A 20,833-nucleotide genomic window follows, 5' to 3' on the forward strand; every position below is an offset into this window, starting at 1 on the left:
GCCATGCTGCATTCCCATGCCGAAATCCGCCGCCGCATCGATGCGCTCGGCCCATGGTTCCACAACATGGAACTTGCCGGCGTCGAAACCGCTCCCAACCATTTTCTGGGCAACTACCCGCTGATCAAATGGCGCAAATTTGCCAATGCCATTCCCGCTGATCTGACGGGCAAGGCGGTACTCGATATCGGCTGCAATGCAGGATTTTACTCCATCGAGATGAAACGGCGAGGTGCTGACCGTGTCCTCGGCATCGATTTCGATGACGCCTATCTGGCCCAAGCTCGCTTTGCGGCCGAGGTTGCCGATTGCGAGATCGAATTCCAGAAGCTTTCGGTCTACGACGTCGGTTCGCTGCGCGAGACGTTCGATGTCGTGCTGTTCATGGGGGTGCTTTACCATTTGCGCCACCCCTTGCTCGCGCTCGACCTGATCCGCGAACATGTCGCCCGTGACCTGATGATCTTCCAGTCCATGCAGCGCGGCAGCGCGGATCTGCCCGAGTTGGAAGAAAACTATCATTTCTGGACGCATGACCTGTTCGACCAGCCGCAGTTTCCCAAGCTGCATTTTATCGAGCACCGCTATGCCGACGATCCCACCAACTGGTGGATTCCAAACCGCGCCTGCACCGAAGCGATGCTGCGCAGCGCCGGTTTCGAGATCGTTCTGCACCCCGAGCAGGAGGTCTATTTCTGCCGCGCAGCCGGGGACCCGGCCGGCGGCGGCGCCATCTACCCCTCGAAAGGACAGCTCCATGATTGAAGCCGCCATGATCTGGAACGAGCCCAACAACAAATCGCATTGGGACCCAGAGCTCGATCCCGATTGGAGCCGCTTTGCCAGGATGGCGATCTTGTCGGCTGACGCAATCGCGTCGGAGAACCCGTCTTTGACGAAAGTACTCGGTGGCATCTCGCCGATAGATCCGGGCTTTATCACCCGCATGAAGGAATTCGGCGTGCTGGACCATGTCGATGCCGTCGCCGTGCACGGCTTTCCGCTCGACTGGAACCTGTGGCAGATCCACGAATGGCCACAGAAGATCGGCGAGATCGCGACCGTCACCAACCTTCCCATCTGGGTCAGCGAAGTCGGCGTATCAACCTTCGGCGCGGAAGAAATCCAGGTTTGGGGGCTCAAGCGCACCGCTGAGTTGCTGATTGGCAACGCACCACGCATCCAGTGGTACAGCCTCTACGATCTTCCGCGCGAATGGGAAGCAACGACGCGGCATCGCGAGGCGGAGGGCTCTTCTTACTATCGACATTTCCACATGGGGCTGCTGCGCCAGGACGGCACGCCAAAACCAGCGCTGGAGGAGTTCCTGCGCTACTCGCCCGCAATGGGGCTGGTGCAGTGGTTTCATTTCGAGGACCCCCGGCTGGACGATGCCGTCGCCTGGATGAAGCGGCTGGGCGTCACCAATATGCGCACGGGGCTTTCCTGGGCAGACAGCTTCCGGCCGAACGCGCTGGACTGGTTCGACCGGCAGATGGAGGCACTCGCCGATTTCGACGTGACGGTCACCTTTTGCTTTACACCGCAGCATCGGGGAATGATGCCCCACCACACCAGCCCGCCACTGGTGCCGGAGGAGTTCGCGGAATTCTGCGCAACCATGATCCGCCGCTATGCGCCCGGCATGACGTCCGCTTCGCTCCCGACGCGGCGGGCCTCGGCAGCGTGAAAGTGTCATGCTGCCATGCATCAGACGCCTGACACATTGGACGAATTAGCGGCATCATCGACAGGTGGTGCGGCATACGGGACCGAGGCGCAACCAGCCGCGGCGCTCACTATCCTCAATGTCGCCTACCCTCTCGCACCCGTCGGACCCGATGCTGTCGGCGGTGCCGAACAGGTTCTGTCGATTCTCGATCGGGGGCTGGTTCGCGCCGGCCACCGCTCTATCGTCATTGGCTGCCGCGGCTCCAGCGCGAGCGGTACCCTTGTGGAAATACCGGCTGAAAACGGCGTGCTCGACGAGGCGGCGAAGAGCCGCGCGCAGCAGGCTCATCGCAAAGCGATCGCCGCTGCCCGCGCCCGATGGCCGATCGATGTGGTTCATCTGCACGGCATCGATTTTCATGCCTATCTGCCCGACGATGGTCCGACCCTGGTGAGCCTCCACCTGCCCTTGGACTGGTATCCGGCCGAGGCTCTGCGACCGACGCGCGACGACCTGTGGCTCCATGCGGTCTCGCCCACCCAGCAGCAAACGGCGCCACCAGGGGCCAGACTGGTGGCGCCGATTCCCAACGGCGTTGACATCGAAGCACTGAGCCTGGTGCAGCCGAAGCGAGACTTTGCCCTGGTTCTCAGCCGAGTCTGCCCGGAAAAGGGCATTCACCTGGCCCTGGACGCGGCCAAACAGGCGGGCGTGCCCCTGATCATCGGCGGCAAGGTCTACCCCTACGAAACACATACGCGCTACTTTCGCGACGAGGTCCAATCCCGTCTTGATGCTCGCCGCCGCTTCCTGGGCCCGCTCGGTTTTAACGCCAAGAGGCGCTTTCTCAACGCAGCCCGCTGTCTGGTCATTCCGAGCCTCGCCGCCGAGACAAGCTCGCTTGTCGCCATGGAGGCCCTCGCCTGCGGTACCCCGGTGGTCGCATTCCCGAATGGCGCGCTTGCGGATGTCATCGAGCACGGCAGGACGGGCTTTCTCGTCAACACAGTCGACGAAATGGCCCAAGCCATTCTTGCGGCGCCCAGCCTGGACGCCGAGGCGTGCCGGGTGGAGGCGCGACGGCGGTTTTCGCTGGAACGGATGATCTCGTCGTATATGGCTGCCTATCAGGCGCTGGCACAACTTGGCACAGATTGCCGGCGCTTCGCTGCGGCACCGTGAGAAAAGCAGTGTTGCGCAGCGAAATCATCGATGACCCCGTAAAATTCGATGCCTTGACACCGCACTGGTGGAAACTGTGGGAGCAGAGTTCCTCTGCGACGCCGTTCCAATCCCCCGCCTGGCTGGTGCCATGGTGGCGCGCATTCGCACCCGGTGAACTGGCGACAGTCGCGGTCTGGCGTGGCGGCGATCTGGTCGGGCTGGCGCCACTCTATCTCGAGCATGGAACGGCCGGTTCGAAGCTGCTTCCGGTCGGCATTTCGCTCAGTGATTATCTGGACATCCTGGCTGTCCAGGATATCGAGGCGGCGGTTGTCGCCACCATTGCCGAAACGATCTGCTCGGTCGGGTGGTCACAATGGATCTTGTCTGATCTGCCGCAAAACAGTGCCGGTCTTACGATCGCGCATCCCGGTTTAACGGTCGAGAGGCCGGCAATTCATGCAGCCTGCCCCGTGCTTGCTGTTGCCGGCGACGAAACGTTGGCCGGCTGCGTTCCCGCTCGGCGCAGGCGCCAGTTGCGCCGGGCGCGTCAAGCGGCGTCCAGACGCGGCCGGCTCGCGTTGGCGTCAGCCCGGGGCGATCAGAACTTCCTGAACCAATTGATCCGCCTGCACCATGCACGCTGGGTTGGACATGGAGGTGGTGTATTGGCCGACCCCGCCGTGCAGCACTTCCATGGGCTTTCACTTCCCTTGCTCGATGCTCACGGTCTGGTCCGATGCTGGTTGCTCGCGATCGATGGCACGACTGTCGCCGCCTATTACGGATTTCACCACCGCGGCCGCGCCTATGCCTATCTCGGCGGCCTCGATCCTGCTTATGCCGAGGAGAGCCCAGGTGCGATCCTGATCGGCCACGCGATCGCGGAGTCGATCCGCGAGGATGCGCGCGAGTTCGACTTCCTGCGCGGCCAGGAAGCCTACAAATATGGCTGGGGCGCCGTCGACAGGTGGACGATGCGGAGGATCTGGACGCGGAGTTGATGTCATGAGTGTGCACGCGCAGCGCCGGACATCGGTCAGACGGGCGGTCGAAGGTTGTGTGGCCGATGGTGCCTGCGCCGAAGCTGTTCTCGTCAGGCTGGCGCTTCACCTGCCGCCCACAATTGAAGCGGCGGAATTGGCGGAGGTCGTGCTGAAAGTCCGTCCGGCGAATACCGGCGATGCTGAAAGACTGCGAAAGGTCGCTGGACTGCTGCGCCACAAACCGGGCGTCCTTGCCACTTTGCGAGCGACAGGCGGCGCCGTTCGGCATGAGCGCGGTAACGGCGAGACGGATATCGCCGTCGTCACGCGGCTGGCCTCGAGTTTTGATGCCGCGGCAGCAATTTCGACAGCCGCAAGTGTCCAGTTAGGATCCCTTGGCGATGACGAGCGGCTGACAACCATGACCGATGAAATCGTTGAATGGCTCGAGGCGCGAGAATTCACCGGAATTGAACGAGACATTCTCGACATCGGTTGCGGCATCGGACGTTTCGAGCGCGCGCTGTCCAATTCCTTCAAGCGGATGGTCGGCATCGACATATCATCGCGGATGATCTCTATCGCCTCCGAGCAATGCGCAGCGCTCGGCAATGTCGAACTGCGCCAAACCTCCGGTCTCGATCTGGCCGACTTCGACGACGACAGTTTCGATTGCGTGTTGGCGGTCGACAGCTTTCCCTACCTGGTCCTGGCCGGCATGGCTGAGCGGCTTTTCGATGAAATTGCGCGCGTTCTCAAACGGCCGGGCCGGCTCGCATTGCTGAACTATTCTTATCGCGGATCGCTTTCTTTGGACCGGGCCGACATCGGCCGTCTTGCGCAAGCTCACCAATTGCGGGTCGTCATCGACGGCGAGAAGCCGTTTCGGTCATGGGATGGCGACGCCTTCCTGCTTGCTGGGTGAGACGGAACATTACAGCGCGATGCCGGTTCGGGCGTCGGCACCGATCAGTGTCCTGGATTCGAAGGAGGAGATCATGGCATCCGGCGGCAAAAAGCATTTCGGCCAAGGCAGCCAAGGCAAAGGTGCCGGCGCCGGCGCAATGACCACCTTGGACAAGGACAAGATCGAGGAAAACGCGGTTTTGTCCAACCGCGACAGGAAGCAGCATGGCCGAGAGCGCGGGCTGGACGGCAATCGAATCAAGTCCGATCAATTTCAGGATCACGCCGCAAACCGGTTGCTGAAGGACTGACGCCACCGCGCCGCGTCTTGCCGCGGCACGGAGGAAAATCTGTGCAAGGGCCGCCGGTGAGCCTCCCGGCGGTCGACAACGCCTTGTAGTGCCGAGCGCTCATCACCAGACTTGGATCTAGGGATGCTATCAAGAGAACGTGATGTCTCATTCGAGCGACGATACCACGGATCTGCTTGTCGAGATGGCAGTGGATCGGGAGATTACTTCCCTCCTGGCCGCCATAGAGCAGGAAAAGATACCAGACCGCCTATCCAAGCTGGCGATCCAATTGCAAAACGCTCTCGTCGAGAAGCGTCGGCGAGACGTGAAGAGCTGATTATCTGCGGCTGTCGACCTCTATATCGAGCTGACCATCCGACAGCTGATTTCGTCTCTCTATCAATGTCTGCAGAGAGCTCTCCCCGAGTAGCTCAAGGATGTTGGCGCGGGCACGGTTCAGCCGGCTCTTGACCGTCCCTACCGCACACCCGCATATTTCGGCCGTTTCCTCGTAGCCCACTCCCAAAACGCCGATCAGCATCAGCACCTCGCGCTGGTGTTCGGGCAGCTTTTGGATGGCGCCGTGAACTTCCTTGCTCTGAACGGTCCATTCCTGGGTAGCTTCCGAAATCGGTCTCGAAGACGCGCAGTCGAGAAGGCCTGGCGCTTCCCGTGCAGCGATCTTGATCCGGGTGTAGTAGGTGTTGCGCATGATGGTGAAGAGCCACGACTTCATGCGTGTACCAGGTTCGAACTTGTCGATGTTGGCGAGCCCTTTGGTCAACGTTTCCTGCACCAGATCGTCGGCATCGTCTGGAACGCGGCAGAAGGTGCGCGCGAAAGCCCGCAGGGCAGGTATCAGATCAACGATGGAAACGTCATTGGTTTGTTGGTCGGCCAAGAGATAGCCTCCGGATGACAATGGTCCAGCTCCCAGAAGAAAGAGTGAATGAACGAAGCCAGAGCTAAATGCATGGAAGTTTGGTTCGTTCCCGCCGTTGGAAACAACTCTTCGAAAATTCCATCGGGCGCGAACGCGCCGACTACGGTCTTCCCCCAAACACGCCCACTTCAAGGGAACGAAACACCATGCCGAGCTTCATTCCCGGGAAGCCTCGCCGGTGCGTTTGGCTGTGCAGGGCATGGACCGAGTCGTGCGGCTGGCAACGCGCAAACCACTGCCTAGCGAACCACGTGGCGAACTCGGCTACCATTGATACATAGCGTCCAGCAATCGGTCGTAGTTGCCGGGAGGCCGGCCAACGAACGTGCTCGTCCAGCACTTGCTCTATTCTGCCCTCCGATCGGGCTAAGCATTCACCCTTGACGACGTCGCCGAACGGCGTGCTTTCGCGTACAATCTGCAGCTGCTCTCCGAAGCTGGCTGTTGCGGTGCTGTGCAACTCGCTTTGGCGAAGATCACGGATGACGATCAGCGCTTGAGTGAGCGCCCAAACCGGTCCTCGATCCGCGACTGCAGGAACTCGAGCCCCATCGAGAGCAGCCAATAGATCATCGAGGCGGTGATGAGCATCTCGATGTGGCGGAACTCGGTCTGGCCCTGCGTGCGTGCGAGATACATGATCTCCCAGACCCCGACCACCGAGACCAGCGAAGAATCCTTCAGCATCGCAATGAACTGGTTGCCGGTTGGCGGCACGATGACCCGCATCGCCTGCGGCAGGATCACCAGGAACATCGTCTGGTTAGCGCTAAGGCCGAGTGCCGTAGCACCCTCGGTCTGGCCGCGCGAGATGCTTTCGATGCCGGCGCGGAAGATCTCGGTCATGTACGCGCCGTAGCAGAGCGACAGCGCCATGATGCCGGCCGGCACGGCGCCGATCACGTAGCCAATCTGCGGCAGGCCGAGATAGATGATGTAGATCTGCATCAACAACGGCAAGCCACGAAACAGAGAGGTATAGAAGGTCGCCAAGCCATAGACCACGCCGTTGCGGGAAAGTTTGGCGATGGCGCCAACGAAGGCGATGAGGGTGGCGATGGCGATCGAAATGGCCGAAATGTAGAGGGTCGTCACCACACCCTTCGAGACAAGGAAGCCGATCTTCTTGGCGATGAACGCGAAGGACAGGTCGAAGGAATAGAAAAACAACATTAGCAACACGAACAGCTCTATCCAAACTGCCACAATCTGCTGTTTGCGGCTGAGATACCGCAGCGCGTTCCAGTTCGCCACCAAGATCAATGCGATCAGCACCGCCGAGACCGCCCGCCCGACGTCCGGGTTGGCGGCGAGCCACTCGACCGACCCCGGAACGAGCTTGCCGAGCCAACTGGCTTTGATGCCGAGCCCATACAGGCCGGCGGCGATGGCGGCGAGCACGAAGAACACGCCAACGCGGCGCGCCGCGTCCGGGTGGTTGAGCAATAGTCGGCCGATCACGTCTTCGATCTCCCTGCGGTCAGCGGGCCCGCTCGCGCCACCAATCCTGCGCCTGCAGCTTCCAGTAGGTGAGTTGCGCAACCGCAAGTCCAGCCGGGCCGCCCGCCCAGGCAAGGCCGAAGGGTGTGAACAGCCGGTAGCGGTCCGATTGTCCCAGTATGGCTTCGGCGATCAACTTGCCGGCGATCGCCGTGGTGTTGATGCCATGGCCACCAAAAGCCGTGAGGTACCAGACGCCCGGCTGCAACGGGCCTATTTGGGGCATCATGTGCCGGGCATAAGACATGAGCCCGGACCAGGCGAGTTCGGTCTTGAGGTGTTCGAGCTGCGGATAAGTGGTGACCATCTCACGGCGCAATTGCCTCCCCAACACGCCCGATGAGGCTGCCCGGGTGGTGATGCGCCCTCCCCAGAGCAGCCGCCTGCCGTCTTCGACAACACGGTAATAATCGCCTGCGCGACGGTTATCGCCGACGGCGTCGGTCGTCGTAATCGCCTTGGCGATGAGGTCAGGCGCCTCCTCGCTCACCATAACGTAGGTGGCGATCGGCAGGAATGCCCGCTGCAGCCGACTGACCAGTGGCCCCGTATATCCGCCGGTGGCAACTACGGCCTGGCGGGCGCGCACTTCGCCGCTGTCGGTACGCAAGATCTTTTCGGCGCCGTCAAGGTTGGCTTCAACGGCAGCCGTTCTCTCGTATATCCTGCCGCCCAGCCGCTCGATCTCGCCAGCAACGGCGCGCAGATAGTTAAGCGGATGCATGTGGAAGGCGCTGGGATCGCGCAGGCCTTGGTGGTAGCGATCCGAATGCAGCACCGCTCGCACCTGGTCGCGATCGAGATAGTCGAGCCGATAGTCGAAATCCCGCGCCAGTTGCTCGGCATATGCCTTGAGCGCGGCGCCACCATCGTGGCGAAGCACGCTCAATATACCGGAGCGCGGCTCTGCCGCCTTGATGTCGAGATCGCGGATCGTCTGCCGCACGAAGTCGACGCCTTCGATGGACAGGCGGTGCAGTTTTTGTGCCGCGTCGACGCCGGCCATCGCGGCGATGTTGTCGGTGCCGGTGGCGAAACCGGGATTGACGAAGCCGCCATTGCGACCGGAAGCGCCGAATCCTATCCGCTGCGCCTCAAGCACGACGACCTGCTGGCCGGCGCGAGCCAGTTGCAACGCCGTCGTCAGGCCGGCCAGTCCGCCGCCGACAACGACTGTCTCGCACTCGGAAACGCCGCTCAGCGGCGGCCTGATGGTGTTGTCGGCAAGCGTGCGTCGGTAATAGGTGTCAGGACATGTCATGATCAATACAATAAGGTGGCGGCACTAGAGCATTTTGCAGGCAGGCGGAGCCGCCCGGTGTCGTGGAAATGCGGCTGAAACAAAACAGATGGAGCGGGATGTTCAATTGAATGCACCCCGCTCAAGCTTTATCCACGATGCCTCTCAGTCAGAGCTGTAATCCTTGCCGTACCACTTGGTGGTCAGTTTCGCGAGGGTACCGTCCTTCTTCATCTCGTCGAGAATGCCGCCGATCTTGGCATTCCACTCGGCATCACCTTTTTCCGCGATCACCACCAGTGGCTCACGGAAGGCATAGCCGCCTTCCAGGACACGCAACGGGTAGCCGTTCTTTATCGCGTTCTGAGCCGTCTGTTCTGGTGCGATGACCGCGTTGAGGCGCACGCCGTCGCCGAGCCTCAAATCGTCGAACGGCAGCATTGAGTCAGCGAAAGTCCTGATCTCACCGGGCTCCAGCTTGTATTCGATGGGCGGCAGGCCGGGAGCATCGATCTCGAGTTGTCTACGGATGAAATCCTCCGACGTGGTGGCGGTCTCGACGCCGATGATCTTGCCGTTCAGGTCGGCGACCGATTTGGCCGGGCTGTCCTTGTGAACCACGTAGACGTAGGGGCTATAATAATAGATGCCTTCGAAATCGATCACCTTGGCCCGCGCTTTGGTCGGCGTCACCGAGCCGACACCCAGATCGTAACGTCCCTGCCAATGGCCGCCCGTCATCGTCGCCCAGTCCGGCGTATCGAAACTGACCTCGACACCGAGGCGCCTTGCGATCTCTTTCGAGACGTCTATGTCGAAGCCGACCAACTGATTGCTGTCGTCCAGGAAACTCTGCGGCGGCCAACCGCTGTTTGTGGCGACCACCATTGCCTTCTTCGAGGTAACCCGGTTGATGGTTTCACCCGCCGAGGCCGCAGACGCGAACGCGAGCGTGGTAGTGGCCAAGGCCAGCCACGCGATCAATTTCCTCACTTGAACCTCCCTCTTCATCGTCATTCAGACATATGCTTCCCAGAGCGCGCTCCCGTAGAGAAACAGCAATTGAGAGCGCGGCATGAGATCGATCTCATATCAGCACACATATCGACGAGGGGATCAAGTCCTTTTTCAAATAGCCAGTTGTCCTCCGGGGGCGCAAAGCATCGGCATCCGCACGGTGCGGCGGAACCCGCGTTTGATGTGACGCGCGTGACTTTCAAGACAGAGGAAACGAAGATCTACTTCAACCTATCACATCATTGCCAGATGGGCGGCACAGGATGCCTTGCTGTCTACGAGTTTCCGATGTTCCGGTTAAGCATGGGTGCGCGGCACACCGGCAGCAGCACCAGCAGGATAATGGCGGAATCGACCCAGAGGACCCTGTTCACGCCCATCGTGTCGACGATCTGACTGGTCGCTAGGGTACCCACGGAGATGGCAAGATTGAAAGTGAAGCAGTAGATGGCCGTCGCGGTCTCCGCGCTTTCTGATGCTGCACTCAGCACCCACGTCTGCAGCGTAATGGGCGCCGCGCCATACGCGAAGCCCCACACCAGCAGCAGGATGGTTCCTGTGAGCGGCGTGACCCCGAGCAACGGGAAAAGAGCCAGCGTGGCCCCGAGCCCAATGACGACGCAGGCCAATGTGCGACCGACGGATTTTGCGGCCCAGACGCCTGCGACGGCGTTGCCAATCATTCCGAGAATGCCATACCCCAACAGTAGCCAGCCTATGCTCCCTGCAGTGACGCCCGAGACCTCCAGCAACACCGGGCTCACGAAGGTGTAGGCACCGTAGTGGGCAGCCACCAGCAGTGCGGTCGCAACCACGCCCGCCAGAAGGGCGGGATTGCGCAATTGCGCACGCAGGGCTTTCACCTCCACAGGCTGCGCCGCCTCCAGCTTCGGAAGCACAAGCAGGGCGGCGAGCAGTGTGGCAAAGCTCAGGCCGGCGAGAGACCAGAACGCGCCGCGCCAGCCGACTAGATCACCGATGATCGTGCCGGCCGGCACGCCCAGCACCGCAGCGGCACTTACACCGCCGAAGACAATAGTCATGGCGCGCGGCACGGACGGTCCAGGAACAAGGCGTACTGCGATGCTCCCGGCTATCGCCCAAAAGCCACCGATGGTGATCCCGACGAGCAGCCTGGACGCGAGAAGAACGGGAAAGTTCGTTGCGAGCGCTGAAATCACGCTCGCTGCAGCCATTACCGCGAGCAGGCCCGCCATCAGAATACGCCGGTCGAGCCTCCCCACTGCCAACGGCAAACCGATAGAAGCGAACGCCGCAATTACGCCGGGTATCGTCACCGTGAGACCGCCACTCCCAATAGAGACATTCAACTCGGAAGAAATTGCCGGAATCAGCCCCACAGGGAGTTGCTCCGCAGTGATCATCGAAAAAATACCCAGCGATACAGTGAGCACGGAGAGCCACATGCGAAAAGTGGCTCCCTGTTTCTCCCGAAGGGCTGCTTTGGTCAGAGACATGATCACCTCCAGCCCGCGAGAAGGCACTCGACGCCAACGTTTCGGGCAAACGTTAGAGAGACGGATCGGGCAATTGATCCCGGCCTAGTTTCAGATAATCTGTCCACTGCGGATTGATAATCGAGGGAGATATGGATGGTGAATTCACGAAACGTGAATGAAAGAGGTGATTGCAGTTGGACCGGCTGACCAGCATGACCGTGTTTGCCAACGTCGTCGGTGAAGGCAGCTTCGCTGGAGCGGCCAAGCGGATGCGACTATCGCCAGCGGCCGTGAGCAAGCATGTCCAAATGCTGGAAGAGTGGCTTGGCGCACGCCTTCTCAACCGGACGACCCGGCGCATCAGCCTGACAGAGCTCGGCGCCTCCGTCTACGAGCGCAGTCTGCGCATAATCGAGGATGTCGAGGAAGTTCGTACGAGCGCGGCCGAGAGCAAGACACGTCCGACCGGCTCACTGCGTGTCAGCGCGCCGATCTCCTTCGGCGCGATGCACCTTGGGAGAGTCGTTGCAGAATATCTCGCGGTCTACCCGGAGGTGTCGGTTGAGTTGGTGTTGGACGACCGTGTGGTTGACATCGTGGAAGAGGGCCTGGATGTCGCGGTACGCATCGCTCCACTCACGGTTTCCAATCTGGTTGCTCGCCGAATCGCGCCGTCACGCGAGGTGGTCTGCGCTTCGCGCGATTATCTGGACAGACGCGGGCGTCCCACAAAGCCGTCGGATCTCCACGACCATGATTGTCTGGACTACGCGTTGCGCGCCAGCCGCGGAAAATGGCGGTTCGACGGACCAAAGGGGGAAGTGGCGGTAAAAATCACTGCACGGATGACGGCAACGAACGGGCAGCTCCTGCGCGATGCGGCGCTGGGTGGAGCAGGCATAGTACTTTGCCCCACTTTCCTTGTTGGAGAAGCCATTCGTTCGGGCCAACTGGAGACAGTGATGCCCCAGTTCAAGCCGGTAAGCCGGTCGATCTACGCGATGTACCCGTCAAGAAGGCATCTTTCCGCCAAAGTTCAAAGCTTCGTGACGCTTCTCGCCGCCCACTTTGGTGAGAACCCACCTTGGGACAACTTTGGACCATGACGACTGGAATGTTGAGCCCAGAGGCCGCGCGCACTTGCACGGCCTTACTGTGCATGGGACCAGCACCCAGGGCCAAGGGGCGGTGCATATCGAGCCGTCCAGCACCTTTTCGAGACTGAAGCATCCGCTATTTGCCGACGGTCAGTCGCTGAGGCTCAATCCACCGCCCATCCTAAGCGCCGCCAAAGCGCAAGTTGTAGCATCTGCGGTGTCTCTGGTTCTCTGCGGCCACCGGCGGAACGGGTTGTAAGCAGGCGCGTTCCTCCAGCGTCAAGCTTGGAGAACATACCATGGATGACGAGCTGCGCCTGAAGTTACAAGAGCTGAGCCAAAGCATGCAAACGCGAGCGGCCGAACTTTCGACGCTCGGCGGCAGCGCAGACATAAGTACGGTGATGTCGGGGATCGCCGTCGCTCTGGAGGCGCTACTGGTGATTGCCGAAGAGATGAAAACGCCACGTTCCGGCCCTTCGGTCCTGCCCGACGCTACATGAACATCTCCGATCGTTTGGGAGAGGCTCCAGAGCGAGAGCGCCTACCGCTCACCAGCAAATCGCTCGCCGAGGAACTGGCTTTAATCCACATTCTGGGTTGGAGAGTGGAGAGCGCAATCTACTCGGTGGAGTACTCCAGGTGGGGTGAGCGTCGGCAGAAATGGATTTTGCACTCGACGATGCCTTTTGGGTAATCGGGGACGGCCTTAGGACGGAGGACCATGATGGCTTGGATGGCCGCAATTTGCCCGATTACAGATGAGCAGGCGCTCGTTAATTCGGAGACAGTTGGTGACATCCGGGAGTTTCGCTGTCCGAGTTGCGGCGACTTCAAAATCACGAACTCGGCCACCGCGATGTTCAAAGGCCTATCGGCAGAACAGAAGTTGGAGCGCTTCGAATACGCTAGAGCAATCGCGGGCGACAACGCGATCACAGTGACGACGGAACATGGATCTATCGATACCGAAGATCAATAGAATACCCGCCCGATAAGCCGGTTCCCAGCGCATCTCCTCACTTGCTGCCCTGAGACCATTTGACTGCCGGTCCAGGTAGTGGGCAGTTTGAAGGTAGAAGCTCACGTCAACATGGCCAGACCATTTTTACACTGCCGATCTGCGCGGCCAGCAACGCCTCTCGTGAGGGGCAAGGCATGGGCATCAAACGTCTCGGACCGGTCGGCAGCGTAAGGCTGGTTGCCTATGATCCCCTACCGGCGAATGGAACCAGATCTGCCACAGCGCGTCATAGAAGCAGATCAGGTGCGATTTAACGTAAGGAGTGAAATCGATGATCAGGCTCCTTCTCCTCCTCGCCATTGCACTCGCCTTCGCATGCGGCGGGACGGAGGCGGCCAAGCTGGACCTAGCCGCGGTAAATCAGGCGCAATTCTCCGCCGGCGATCCGAAAGGGCTCGATCCTGCCGTGCTGAAGGCGCAAATTTTTTTGGATCGTGCGCGCTTCTCACCGGGGCTCATCGACGGCCGCCTTGGAGAGAACTTCGCCAAGGCGGTCAAGGCCTTCCAGGCGTCGAACGGACTGGCGCCAGATGGCAAGCTCACCCAGGCGACTTGGGACAAGCTGATGGCAACCTCCACCAGCCCAGCTCTGATCACCTATGAACTGACCCGCAAAGATGTACGCGGCCCCTTCACCAAACGCATTCCGGGGCGCATGGAGAGGATGGCTCGCCTGAGAAGGCTTGGCTATCACGACTCGATCGAGAAGCTGGCGGAGCGCTTCCATGTGAGCGAACCATTGCTCAGGAGGCTAAACCCAGGCACCGGATTCAGGAAAGCTGGAACCACGCTGCTGGTACCAGATGTTGGCCGGGGTGAACCTCCCGCCACCATTGCCGGCGTCGAAGTCGACAAAGGCGCTCATCAGGTGCGCGTGCTCGACCCCTCCAATAAAGCGCTTGCCGTCTACCCTGCCTCGATCGGGAGCGACGAGAAGCCGGCACCAAGTGGGCAGGCAGAGATCCAAAGGGTGGTGCACAACCCGACCTATCACTACGATCCCGATTTTGCATTCAAGGGAGTCAAAACCAAGCGGCCCTTCACCATTGCTGCCGGCCCTAACAATCCCGTGGGATCAATCTGGATCGACCTCTCCATCGAAAGCTACGGCATTCACGGCACGCCCGAACCCGGCAAGATCGGGAAGACCTTCTCTCACGGCTGCATTAGGCTAACGAACTGGGATGCCGAGGACCTCGCCTCAATGGTGCACAAACATATGAAGGTGACTTTCAAGGACGAGTGACGCAAGCCGTCGCATCCCTCGATGGTCGCCGAAACGAGATGTCCGTCTGTGCCCGTGACAATCGCATCTTGCGATCCGCTGGATCCGATCAGCGGATGCTCCGGGTTCGGGGTGTCAGGTCAAGCGGCGCCATTTGCACGGATGGCGGCGAACCAACCACCATGACGGGGGCGCCAGATTGCTCACCACGTTGGCTCTCTACTTCGCGGCTCATACCTTGTTGAGCAGCTTGCATCTCCGGAACGGTGAAAACCGGCACCTCGCCCTTGAAACCCTGGAGCTCAAAGGCGCCCGCCTGGACGACCGGCATCGATGCTCCCGCCGCAAAGCCGGGTCCAAGCACCAGGGGGATGCCCAACTTCTTGGTCGTCGATTCGAGCCGTGCCGCGCGATTCACGGGGGAGCCGATCGCGGTGTAATCGAAGCGCCGTTCGGAGCCGAAATTGCCTACCGAGCAGATGCCGGTCTCGATGGCGACGCCGATTTCGATGGAGCGATGGCCATCCGCGGTGAAGGCGGCGTCTTCGCGCCTCACCCGCTCGATAAGGGCCAGGCCCGCGTCGAGCGCACGCTCACGATGATCGGGTTGATCTAGCGGTGCGTTCCAGAAGGCCAGCACCGCATCGCCCATGAACTTGTCGATGGTGCCGTCGCGCTTGAGGATCTCATCGGTCGCAATGCCGAGGAAATGGTTGACCACCTTGGCGATCTCTTGGGTGTCGAGCTGTTCGCTCATGGTCGTGAAGCCACGTATGTCGCTGATCAAAATGGTGATCTCGCGCTTCTCGCCGGACAGGATTGCCTCGGTGTCCGAGCTTGCGAGGCGCTGCACCACGGAGGGCGACAGATATTGGGAGAACTGTCGCGTCAGGGTGGACCGGCGCTGCTCGCTGCGCCTGTAGAGGACATAGCCTTCGAAGCCCGCAACCATGATGGTTGCAAGCGCCGGCTGCAGCGGGTCATAGAGTGCACCCTGCAGGCTGTACTCGAGAGCGCCGAACACGAACGGCGTGACGGCCAGCAGCGCCAGGGAGAGGGCGCCAAGCACGACACGCCCGGCGAGCACTCCGGAAACCCCGATGAAAACGACGGCACTGAGGAGAAACCAGAGCCGCTCGAGCGTACGCGCGTGCGCTGGCTCTGCCAGGAAGCGCCCGGCAAGCATCTGGCCGATCGCATCGGCGTGGATCTCCGCTCCTGGTCGCGCTGGACTCGTCGGCGTGGGCAGGTACTGCGTCAGGCCCACAGCCGACAGGTCGACAATGGCGATGGCGTCCCGCAGCCGCGGATCGCCATGGCCCGAAAGGATAGTGCTGGCAGACAGGCGAGGCGTGTCGGTGGCGGTTTCCCAGAGGCGGATGCTCCCCTCCGGCTCGAGCGGCACAATGGCGCCTGCCATCCTGAGTGCGTCGAACCCGGCTGCATTCATCCGGGCTGTGTAACCGTCCTGTCCAGCGTAAAGGCGCAGGAGCTCGAGTGCGAAAGACGGCCACAGCTGCGCGCGTTGAGGGGTGTTGCGAAGCCAGAGCAGCGGCACATGGCGCAGTACGCCGTCGGGATCGGGCAAGGTGCGAATCACGCCTAGGCCTGCGGCGGCGTTCGAGAATTCGGCAAGCGACCCGGTAAGACCGGTGAAGCCGGGAAGTGTATCGGGTACTTGCCCGACGATCGACCAGCCGGCTTTGGGTTCTGCTTCTGAAACCGTCGCTTCATTGCCCAGGCTGACGGCAAGCGCCGTTCGATTTTTGGACAGCGCCGCTGCCAGGCGCTTGTCTCCGGCCATGCCCTCAGGCGAGGTGTCAGCCTCGGGGAGTACCAGCGCAACCCCGACCACCGCCGCGCCGGATTGCGTGATGCCATCGACCAGATCGGCCAAGAGGCCACGGTTCCAGGGCCATCGCCCATGTGCCTTGAGGCTGTCGTCGTCTATCGAGACGATCACGACAGGATTGCTCGTCGCCTGGCGTGGGGCGAGAAACTGATAAAAGTCGTACGTCCGCTCACGCAGGCGCGACAACGGCCCGTCAAAAGCCAAATGGCAAGCGAGCAGCAGGAGCACGACCAAAAGGCCGGATATTTTGCGCCTGCCGGCTTGCCGCCAATCAGCCCAGCGCCTACCGACCGAGTGGCTCATCTCGTGCAGCCAGGCCTAATCGCAGTTGTAGTAGTAGCAGCAACCCTCACCCTCACACTCGCCCCGCCGGCCCCCGCTGCCCGCAGGTGGCGTTGGGCTGTCAGGGAATTCCATGACCACTCCTGGCAGTGCGCCGTCCCTGGACCCGCAGACTTTGAGCGAGGAGCCTAGAGCCGACGCACAAATTGCGCTTACGTCCAACCCAGGACCCGGTGCGCCCGGCAGGCCGGTTCCCGCTATCCGGTCGATACTGTCCAAGATCGGGAAGGCGTCGATGCCGCCGTAGCCGGCCAGAAGCTTGCCATCGTCCGACGTGCAGGCGTAGCCCGGGTTCGTGATGACCAGCCGTTTGCCATTGATCGTGCAGGTCATGCGGCCGGCGCGCAATATGCCGACGGTCTGGCCGGCTGCCACCAGCACTTCGATGATGCCGCCTCTCGCTCCGAGCACCATGTGCGGCGTCGCAACCTGCATGACGCCCCCTTTCGAAACCTGGCCGCCATAAAAACGGGCCAGGCCGCTGTTCATCCCGATGTCGATCTTTCCCGACCCGGAGCCCGGATTGTAGACGAACTCATCGATCGTCAGGCTGGTGTTTGGACCAATTTTGGCGCTCGATTCATCCCGGAACACCAGCATTCCGAGACCGGTGGGATTGCTGCGCAACTGGTCGCCGAGTTCGACGCCGGCGCCAACGTTCATCGTCCCGCCGTTATTGCGGACGATGATGGTCTGATAGGCCGTCATCGACCCGACCGTCTCAGCAGCGGATGGTGCCGCGAAGGCGAGGCAGGCGACAAAAATGACGATCTGAAGATACCTCATCGCGGCCTCTTTCAATTGAGCGTCAACGTATAGCTCATGAGCATTTCGAACGATTTTCGGTCGCGGTTGGCGAGGGCGAAGTTGGTTTTGCGATAGGCGAGATCGACGCTGATCTTCTGCGCTTCCGTCAGCTGAAAATCGCTTTCCGAGGCAATGCGCCAGAAGTCGCTCTTGATATTTGTGCCGATGCCGACGGACAGATCGGGAGTGTCGCTGTGGCCGGCCGATAAGGCGATCTGGTGCGACCATGCGAAAAGATCCGGTACGTTCATCAACAGTCCGCCATAGCGGACCTCGCCCGTATAGCTGCGGCTGATTTCGCCCGATCCGGAAGCGAAGTCATTCGAGCCGACAAAGCGCAAGCCGAGCGCCTGGCCATTGCGGAAGCGGTAGCTGCCGCCTGCCTCATAGAAGACCCTGCTATCCGCGAAAATGCCTTGCGAGGCGCTTAGATCGATGTAGCCGCCACCGGCGAAGAGCGTCGTCTCGACCGTCGGGCGAACGACGAAACGTCCACTGAGGCCGATACCGGTTTCGTAAATGTCGCTGTCGAAACGATCCGTAACGGTGAACGCGGAAAGCAGCAGGCGCAGCGAATCGATCCCGCTGTTGGGCAGTCCCTTGTCCCAGGTAATCGCTGCGTTGCCGTGGATAAAAGTCTTCTCGCCACCCGGAACCGACAGGTCTTCCGTGAAAAGACGCTCAGTCGCGGTCAACGACCCCGAAAGAACGAGCGCGTCGGCACTTGGCGTGCCGAGGTCCCACCGCACAAAACCTTCCGCCTGCCCGTAAGGCGAGACGAAGCTGTCGTCGTCCTGCGCCCCGCCTGGCTCAAAATCGGTGAATGCGCTGAATACGCCGCCGGTCAGGGCGAGTTCCCAGGTGACGCCACGCAACGCGCGCTCGATGCGGGCGAGCAGGCGAACAGCTTCCTGTTGCTCACTTGCGGTCAGACCTCCGACTTCGATGCCGTACTGCACCTGCCGCCGGGCCAATTCATAGGACCCGACATGATAATACAACCGGCTGGCCGCAAGCCGGGCGCGCGCATCGCGCGGGTATTGGATCAGATACTGCTCGATCGAGGAGATCGCCTGATCGTATTGCCCAGCATTGACCGCAACCGTGACGAATTGGGCGAGCGTTCCATTGTCGGCCGGACTGGCGATGCGGGCCGCAAACGCATCGTCATAGGCCCCAAAAAGACCTTGTGCGCCGGCCGGCAACACGCCGGCACAAAGCAGCGCTGCGGCGACGCCGAAGATCGTTCGAAACGAAGATTGCATGCCGAGAACCCACCCCAAACCCGACTAGTGCGAGGGATTTAGCACGACTGCAAGAAAAAGGCGACTGAACGGTCGCCGGACTTATGCGAGTCCTCAGCAGCTGTTGCCGCTGCGCAACAAGATCTCGGGTTTATTCCTATTCCGGCTGCGCTGATTGTCAAAAACTCTTCTCAACATTGCTGCACGTGATTGAAGTATTTGGCCCAAGGCTTAACAAACTCAAATCTCATCAGTAGTGGATCGCCCAGCCGAGAAGATTAATATTGGGTGGGCGATTCTGCGTATCTGGTCACCAGGCTTCAAGGTGACCCACGGCTTCTCCAAAGGCCTTACGTCGCGTTTCGCAAGGGGCCGGAGAGCTGCCGAAAGGTGTTCTCACGACGCGTGTGCGATTCGGCCTGGGTCTTGCAATTTCTTTAAACGCGACGAGGTCAGCTTGTTGCCTCCGACTCCAGGGGACGGGTCAGCGGACGCAGCTTGCTAGAGCACGAGCATGGTTGCCAGCCCCAGCATCAGGCCCATGCCTACAATATCGGTCACGGTGGTGAGGAAGATCGCCGAGGCGACCGCCGGATCGGCGCCTACCCGGCGCAGGCTCAACGGGATCAGCACGCCGGAGATGCCGGACATGAGGCACGATCCGGACATGGCAAGCAGGATCACAAGTGCCAGCATCGGCGCCTGCGCCGCCGACGCCGGTTGCCTCGAGGCATAGAACCACATCGCCGCAGCCGCAACAACGCCGACGAGCGCGCCGTTGGCGGCCGCGAGCGCGCCCTCTCTCATCACCAAGTGCAGCTTCGGTCGTTTGTCCACATCCCCCAGGGCAAGGCCACGCAGCGTCATAGCCAGTGCCTGGCAGCCGGTGTTTCCGCTCTGCCCGGCCAAGACTGGGAGAAACGCCGCCAGAGCGACGATCTTCTCGATCGTGCCTGTGAACGAACTGACCACGAATGCGGCCATGAAGGCCGTCAGGAGATTCAACTGCAGCCACGGATGACGCTTCAGGAAGGCTGAAAACAGCGGCGTAAAAGAGCGCTCCTCCTTCTGGAGGCCTACCATCTGTCCAGACTGGGCGGAAATCTCGATGATTTGCTGCTCGAACAATCGCCAGCCGCGAACCTGCCCGAGCAGCCGGTTCTCCGCATCCACCACCGGATAGACAGGATAGTGACGCCGTACCGCCGCCTTGCATGCGTTACTCAAAGAGAGACCGACATCAAGAGCGAACGGCTTGGGCAGCATGATGTGATCGACAATCGCGTCGGGTTCGCTCAGCATCAGATCGCGCAGGACCGCCAGGCCAACCAGTTTATTGCCCTTGTCCGTGACGTAGAGATAAGTGAGCTCGGTCGGCACCTGGGCGCCTCTGACAGCTTCCACCGCGGCAGCAACCGTCGTCCCGACAGGAACGCTGGCGGGGATCGGGTCCATCACCTCGACGAGCGACTCGGGGATCGCGAAACCCATGTCACCATCATGAGAGCTGATGGGCCGCATATGCAGTGGCAAATGCTCGGCCACCTTACGGGCGTGCCCGTCAGGCAACAGCTTTAGTGTGTCGCGGATGAACTCGGGAGACTCTCTAGCGAGCAATTCAGCTGCGTCATCAGGTGCTCGAGCACGCAGCGTGCGCACCAACTTCTGAACGCCGGTCTCTTCGTTCATATGATATGGCCCCCAATTGAAAGTGAAAAAGTTGTGAAGTATCGGATCGCACCGGGGCGGAAATACGACAGCTTCTTCCGGCCCCAGCAGTCCGCCTTGTGGTTCTCGCAACCGCCGCCTGCACGCTCCTAGCTTGAGAAGACAAAGCAGACGTCTACATTTTGGGCGTGCCCTCGTCAGGTCAGCATGCGAGTGTCCGCGCTATTTCCCTCGCTTTTCAACCTTTAGATTTGGGAGGTCGGGTCGCTTGGATACCACACCGGCCTCCTTCAAGGCGGTGTATCCAACCTTTTTGAGGAGCTTCTCTGTTTTGGCGCGCTCCTTGTCCAGAGCGGTATCACCTTTGACCTTGGGCATCCGTCCTCCATTTGG

At 60.8% G+C, this 20,833-nt stretch carries 21 protein-coding genes; 11 read left to right on the plus strand and 10 right to left on the minus strand.

Annotated elements, in window-relative coordinates; genetic code table 11:
• The first annotated feature begins 3 nt into the window (after positions 1 to 3).
• The 7 genes from NKH22_RS09060 to NKH22_RS09090 all read left to right on the plus strand — a co-directional run bounded on the left by NKH22_RS09060 (position 4) and on the right by NKH22_RS09090 (position 5,358).
• Positions 4 to 765 (plus strand): TIGR04290 family methyltransferase, encoded by a 762-nt coding sequence (locus NKH22_RS09060; protein WP_023687791.1) that lies wholly within the window; start codon positions 4 to 6, stop codon positions 763 to 765.
• Positions 758 to 1,690, plus strand: coding sequence for a glycoside hydrolase 5 family protein (locus tag NKH22_RS09065; protein ID WP_023681092.1), 933 nt, complete (start codon positions 758 to 760; stop codon positions 1,688 to 1,690). Before NKH22_RS09060 ends, NKH22_RS09065 begins: the two co-directional genes overlap by 8 nt.
• Before the next feature lie 36 nt (positions 1,691 to 1,726).
• On the plus strand, positions 1,727 to 2,854 hold the full coding sequence (locus NKH22_RS09070; protein ID WP_373420135.1) for a glycosyltransferase: 1,128 nt from the start codon (positions 1,727 to 1,729) through the stop codon (positions 2,852 to 2,854).
• Positions 2,855 to 2,862: 8 nt separating this feature from the next.
• Positions 2,863 to 3,840 (plus strand): GNAT family N-acetyltransferase, encoded by a 978-nt coding sequence (locus NKH22_RS09075; RefSeq protein ID WP_245260259.1) that lies wholly within the window; start codon positions 2,863 to 2,865, stop codon positions 3,838 to 3,840.
• A 4-nt stretch (positions 3,841 to 3,844) separates the two neighbouring features.
• The gene (locus tag NKH22_RS09080) at positions 3,845 to 4,747 is read left to right on the plus strand and encodes a class I SAM-dependent methyltransferase (protein WP_352909399.1); all 903 of its coding nucleotides are present in this window, start codon (positions 3,845 to 3,847) and stop codon (positions 4,745 to 4,747) included.
• A 73-nt stretch (positions 4,748 to 4,820) separates the two neighbouring features.
• On the plus strand, positions 4,821 to 5,039 hold the full coding sequence (locus tag NKH22_RS09085; protein ID WP_023681089.1) for a hypothetical protein: 219 nt from the start codon (positions 4,821 to 4,823) through the stop codon (positions 5,037 to 5,039).
• Positions 5,040 to 5,181: 142 nt separating this feature from the next.
• Positions 5,182 to 5,358, plus strand: coding sequence for a hypothetical protein (locus NKH22_RS09090; protein ID WP_023821896.1), 177 nt, complete (start codon positions 5,182 to 5,184; stop codon positions 5,356 to 5,358).
• Here NKH22_RS09090 and NKH22_RS09095 read toward each other — a convergent pair whose 3' ends face one another.
• The 5 genes from NKH22_RS09095 to NKH22_RS09115 form a co-directional block, all read right to left on the minus strand.
• Complete coding sequence (locus NKH22_RS09095) at positions 5,359 to 5,922, minus strand: sigma-70 family RNA polymerase sigma factor (RefSeq protein WP_023667968.1); 564 nt, start codon at positions 5,920 to 5,922, stop codon at positions 5,359 to 5,361. It abuts the gene before it with no gap.
• Between the two features lie 531 nt (positions 5,923 to 6,453).
• The gene (locus NKH22_RS09100; protein WP_023687785.1) at positions 6,454 to 7,425 is read right to left on the minus strand and encodes an amino acid ABC transporter permease; all 972 of its coding nucleotides are present in this window, start codon (positions 7,423 to 7,425) and stop codon (positions 6,454 to 6,456) included.
• A gap of 19 nt (positions 7,426 to 7,444) precedes the next feature.
• Complete coding sequence (locus NKH22_RS09105) at positions 7,445 to 8,725, minus strand: NAD(P)/FAD-dependent oxidoreductase (protein ID WP_023691452.1); 1,281 nt, start codon at positions 8,723 to 8,725, stop codon at positions 7,445 to 7,447.
• 144 nt (positions 8,726 to 8,869) lie between these two features.
• Entirely contained in the window at positions 8,870 to 9,697 is an 828-nt protein-coding gene (locus NKH22_RS09110) for a transporter substrate-binding domain-containing protein (protein ID WP_023691453.1), read from the minus strand.
• Positions 9,698 to 9,996: 299 nt separating this feature from the next.
• Positions 9,997 to 11,199, minus strand: a complete 1,203-nt coding sequence (locus NKH22_RS09115; RefSeq protein WP_023691454.1) for an MFS transporter — start codon at positions 11,197 to 11,199, stop codon at positions 9,997 to 9,999.
• A gap of 176 nt (positions 11,200 to 11,375) precedes the next feature.
• Between NKH22_RS09115 and NKH22_RS09120 the strand changes: the two genes are divergently transcribed.
• The 4 genes from NKH22_RS09120 (at position 11,376) to NKH22_RS09135 (ending at position 14,548) form a co-directional block, all read left to right on the plus strand.
• On the plus strand, positions 11,376 to 12,287 hold the full coding sequence (locus NKH22_RS09120; RefSeq protein WP_023691455.1) for a LysR family transcriptional regulator: 912 nt from the start codon (positions 11,376 to 11,378) through the stop codon (positions 12,285 to 12,287).
• Positions 12,288 to 12,577: 290 nt separating this feature from the next.
• Positions 12,578 to 12,781, plus strand: a complete 204-nt coding sequence (locus tag NKH22_RS09125; RefSeq protein WP_023667962.1) for a hypothetical protein — start codon at positions 12,578 to 12,580, stop codon at positions 12,779 to 12,781.
• Positions 12,782 to 13,002: 221 nt separating this feature from the next.
• Complete coding sequence (locus tag NKH22_RS09130; RefSeq protein ID WP_023691457.1) at positions 13,003 to 13,260, plus strand: hypothetical protein; 258 nt, start codon at positions 13,003 to 13,005, stop codon at positions 13,258 to 13,260.
• 313 nt (positions 13,261 to 13,573) lie between these two features.
• Positions 13,574 to 14,548 carry a L,D-transpeptidase family protein gene (locus tag NKH22_RS09135; RefSeq protein WP_023691458.1) on the plus strand — a complete coding sequence of 325 codons (975 nt, stop codon included), beginning with the start codon at positions 13,574 to 13,576 and terminating at the stop codon, positions 14,546 to 14,548.
• An 88-nt stretch (positions 14,549 to 14,636) separates the two neighbouring features.
• Here NKH22_RS09135 and NKH22_RS09140 read toward each other — a convergent pair whose 3' ends face one another.
• From NKH22_RS09140 to NKH22_RS09160, 5 genes are all read right to left on the minus strand, one after another.
• On the minus strand, positions 14,637 to 16,607 hold the full coding sequence (locus NKH22_RS09140; protein ID WP_352909401.1) for a CHASE2 domain-containing protein: 1,971 nt from the start codon (positions 16,605 to 16,607) through the stop codon (positions 14,637 to 14,639).
• Between the two features lie 90 nt (positions 16,608 to 16,697).
• Positions 16,698 to 17,507, minus strand: coding sequence for a FecR family protein (locus NKH22_RS09145; protein ID WP_023733225.1), 810 nt, complete (start codon positions 17,505 to 17,507; stop codon positions 16,698 to 16,700).
• A gap of 11 nt (positions 17,508 to 17,518) precedes the next feature.
• On the minus strand, positions 17,519 to 18,736 hold the full coding sequence (locus tag NKH22_RS09150) for a tetratricopeptide repeat protein (RefSeq protein WP_196814065.1): 1,218 nt from the start codon (positions 18,734 to 18,736) through the stop codon (positions 17,519 to 17,521).
• Positions 18,737 to 19,273: 537 nt separating this feature from the next.
• Positions 19,274 to 20,461 carry a magnesium transporter gene (locus NKH22_RS09155; protein WP_352909404.1) on the minus strand — a complete coding sequence of 396 codons (1,188 nt, stop codon included), beginning with the start codon at positions 20,459 to 20,461 and terminating at the stop codon, positions 19,274 to 19,276.
• A gap of 201 nt (positions 20,462 to 20,662) precedes the next feature.
• Positions 20,663 to 20,818, minus strand: a complete 156-nt coding sequence (locus NKH22_RS09160) for a hypothetical protein (RefSeq protein ID WP_023681074.1) — start codon at positions 20,816 to 20,818, stop codon at positions 20,663 to 20,665.
• Positions 20,819 to 20,833 lie beyond the last annotated feature (15 nt).

Source organism: Mesorhizobium sp. M1252 (assembly GCF_040318265.1).
GTDB lineage: Bacteria > Pseudomonadota > Alphaproteobacteria > Rhizobiales > Rhizobiaceae > Mesorhizobium.

Bases quoted from the DNA above. Each gene is read 5' to 3' on its own strand.
- NKH22_RS09060 (WP_023687791.1), top strand. From the start codon at position 4: ATGCTGCATTCCCATGCCGAAATCCGCCGCCGCATCGATGCGCTCGGC.
- NKH22_RS09065 (WP_023681092.1), top strand. From the start codon at position 758: ATGATTGAAGCCGCCATGATCTGGAACGAGCCCAACAACAAATCGCAT.
- NKH22_RS09080 (WP_352909399.1), top strand. From the start codon at position 3,845: ATGAGTGTGCACGCGCAGCGCCGGACATCGGTCAGACGGGCGGTCGAA.
- NKH22_RS09085 (WP_023681089.1), top strand. From the start codon at position 4,821: ATGGCATCCGGCGGCAAAAAGCATTTCGGCCAAGGCAGCCAAGGCAAA.
- NKH22_RS09090 (WP_023821896.1), top strand. From the start codon at position 5,182: ATGTCTCATTCGAGCGACGATACCACGGATCTGCTTGTCGAGATGGCA.
- NKH22_RS09105 (WP_023691452.1), bottom strand. From the start codon at position 8,725: ATGACATGTCCTGACACCTATTACCGACGCACGCTTGCCGACAACACC.
- NKH22_RS09115 (WP_023691454.1), bottom strand. From the start codon at position 11,199: ATGTCTCTGACCAAAGCAGCCCTTCGGGAGAAACAGGGAGCCACTTTT.
- NKH22_RS09125 (WP_023667962.1), top strand. From the start codon at position 12,578: ATGGATGACGAGCTGCGCCTGAAGTTACAAGAGCTGAGCCAAAGCATG.
- NKH22_RS09130 (WP_023691457.1), top strand. From the start codon at position 13,003: ATGATGGCTTGGATGGCCGCAATTTGCCCGATTACAGATGAGCAGGCG.
- NKH22_RS09135 (WP_023691458.1), top strand. From the start codon at position 13,574: ATGATCAGGCTCCTTCTCCTCCTCGCCATTGCACTCGCCTTCGCATGC.
- NKH22_RS09145 (WP_023733225.1), bottom strand. From the start codon at position 17,507: ATGAGGTATCTTCAGATCGTCATTTTTGTCGCCTGCCTCGCCTTCGCG.
- NKH22_RS09155 (WP_352909404.1), bottom strand. From the start codon at position 20,461: ATGAACGAAGAGACCGGCGTTCAGAAGTTGGTGCGCACGCTGCGTGCT.
- NKH22_RS09160 (WP_023681074.1), bottom strand. From the start codon at position 20,818: ATGCCCAAGGTCAAAGGTGATACCGCTCTGGACAAGGAGCGCGCCAAA.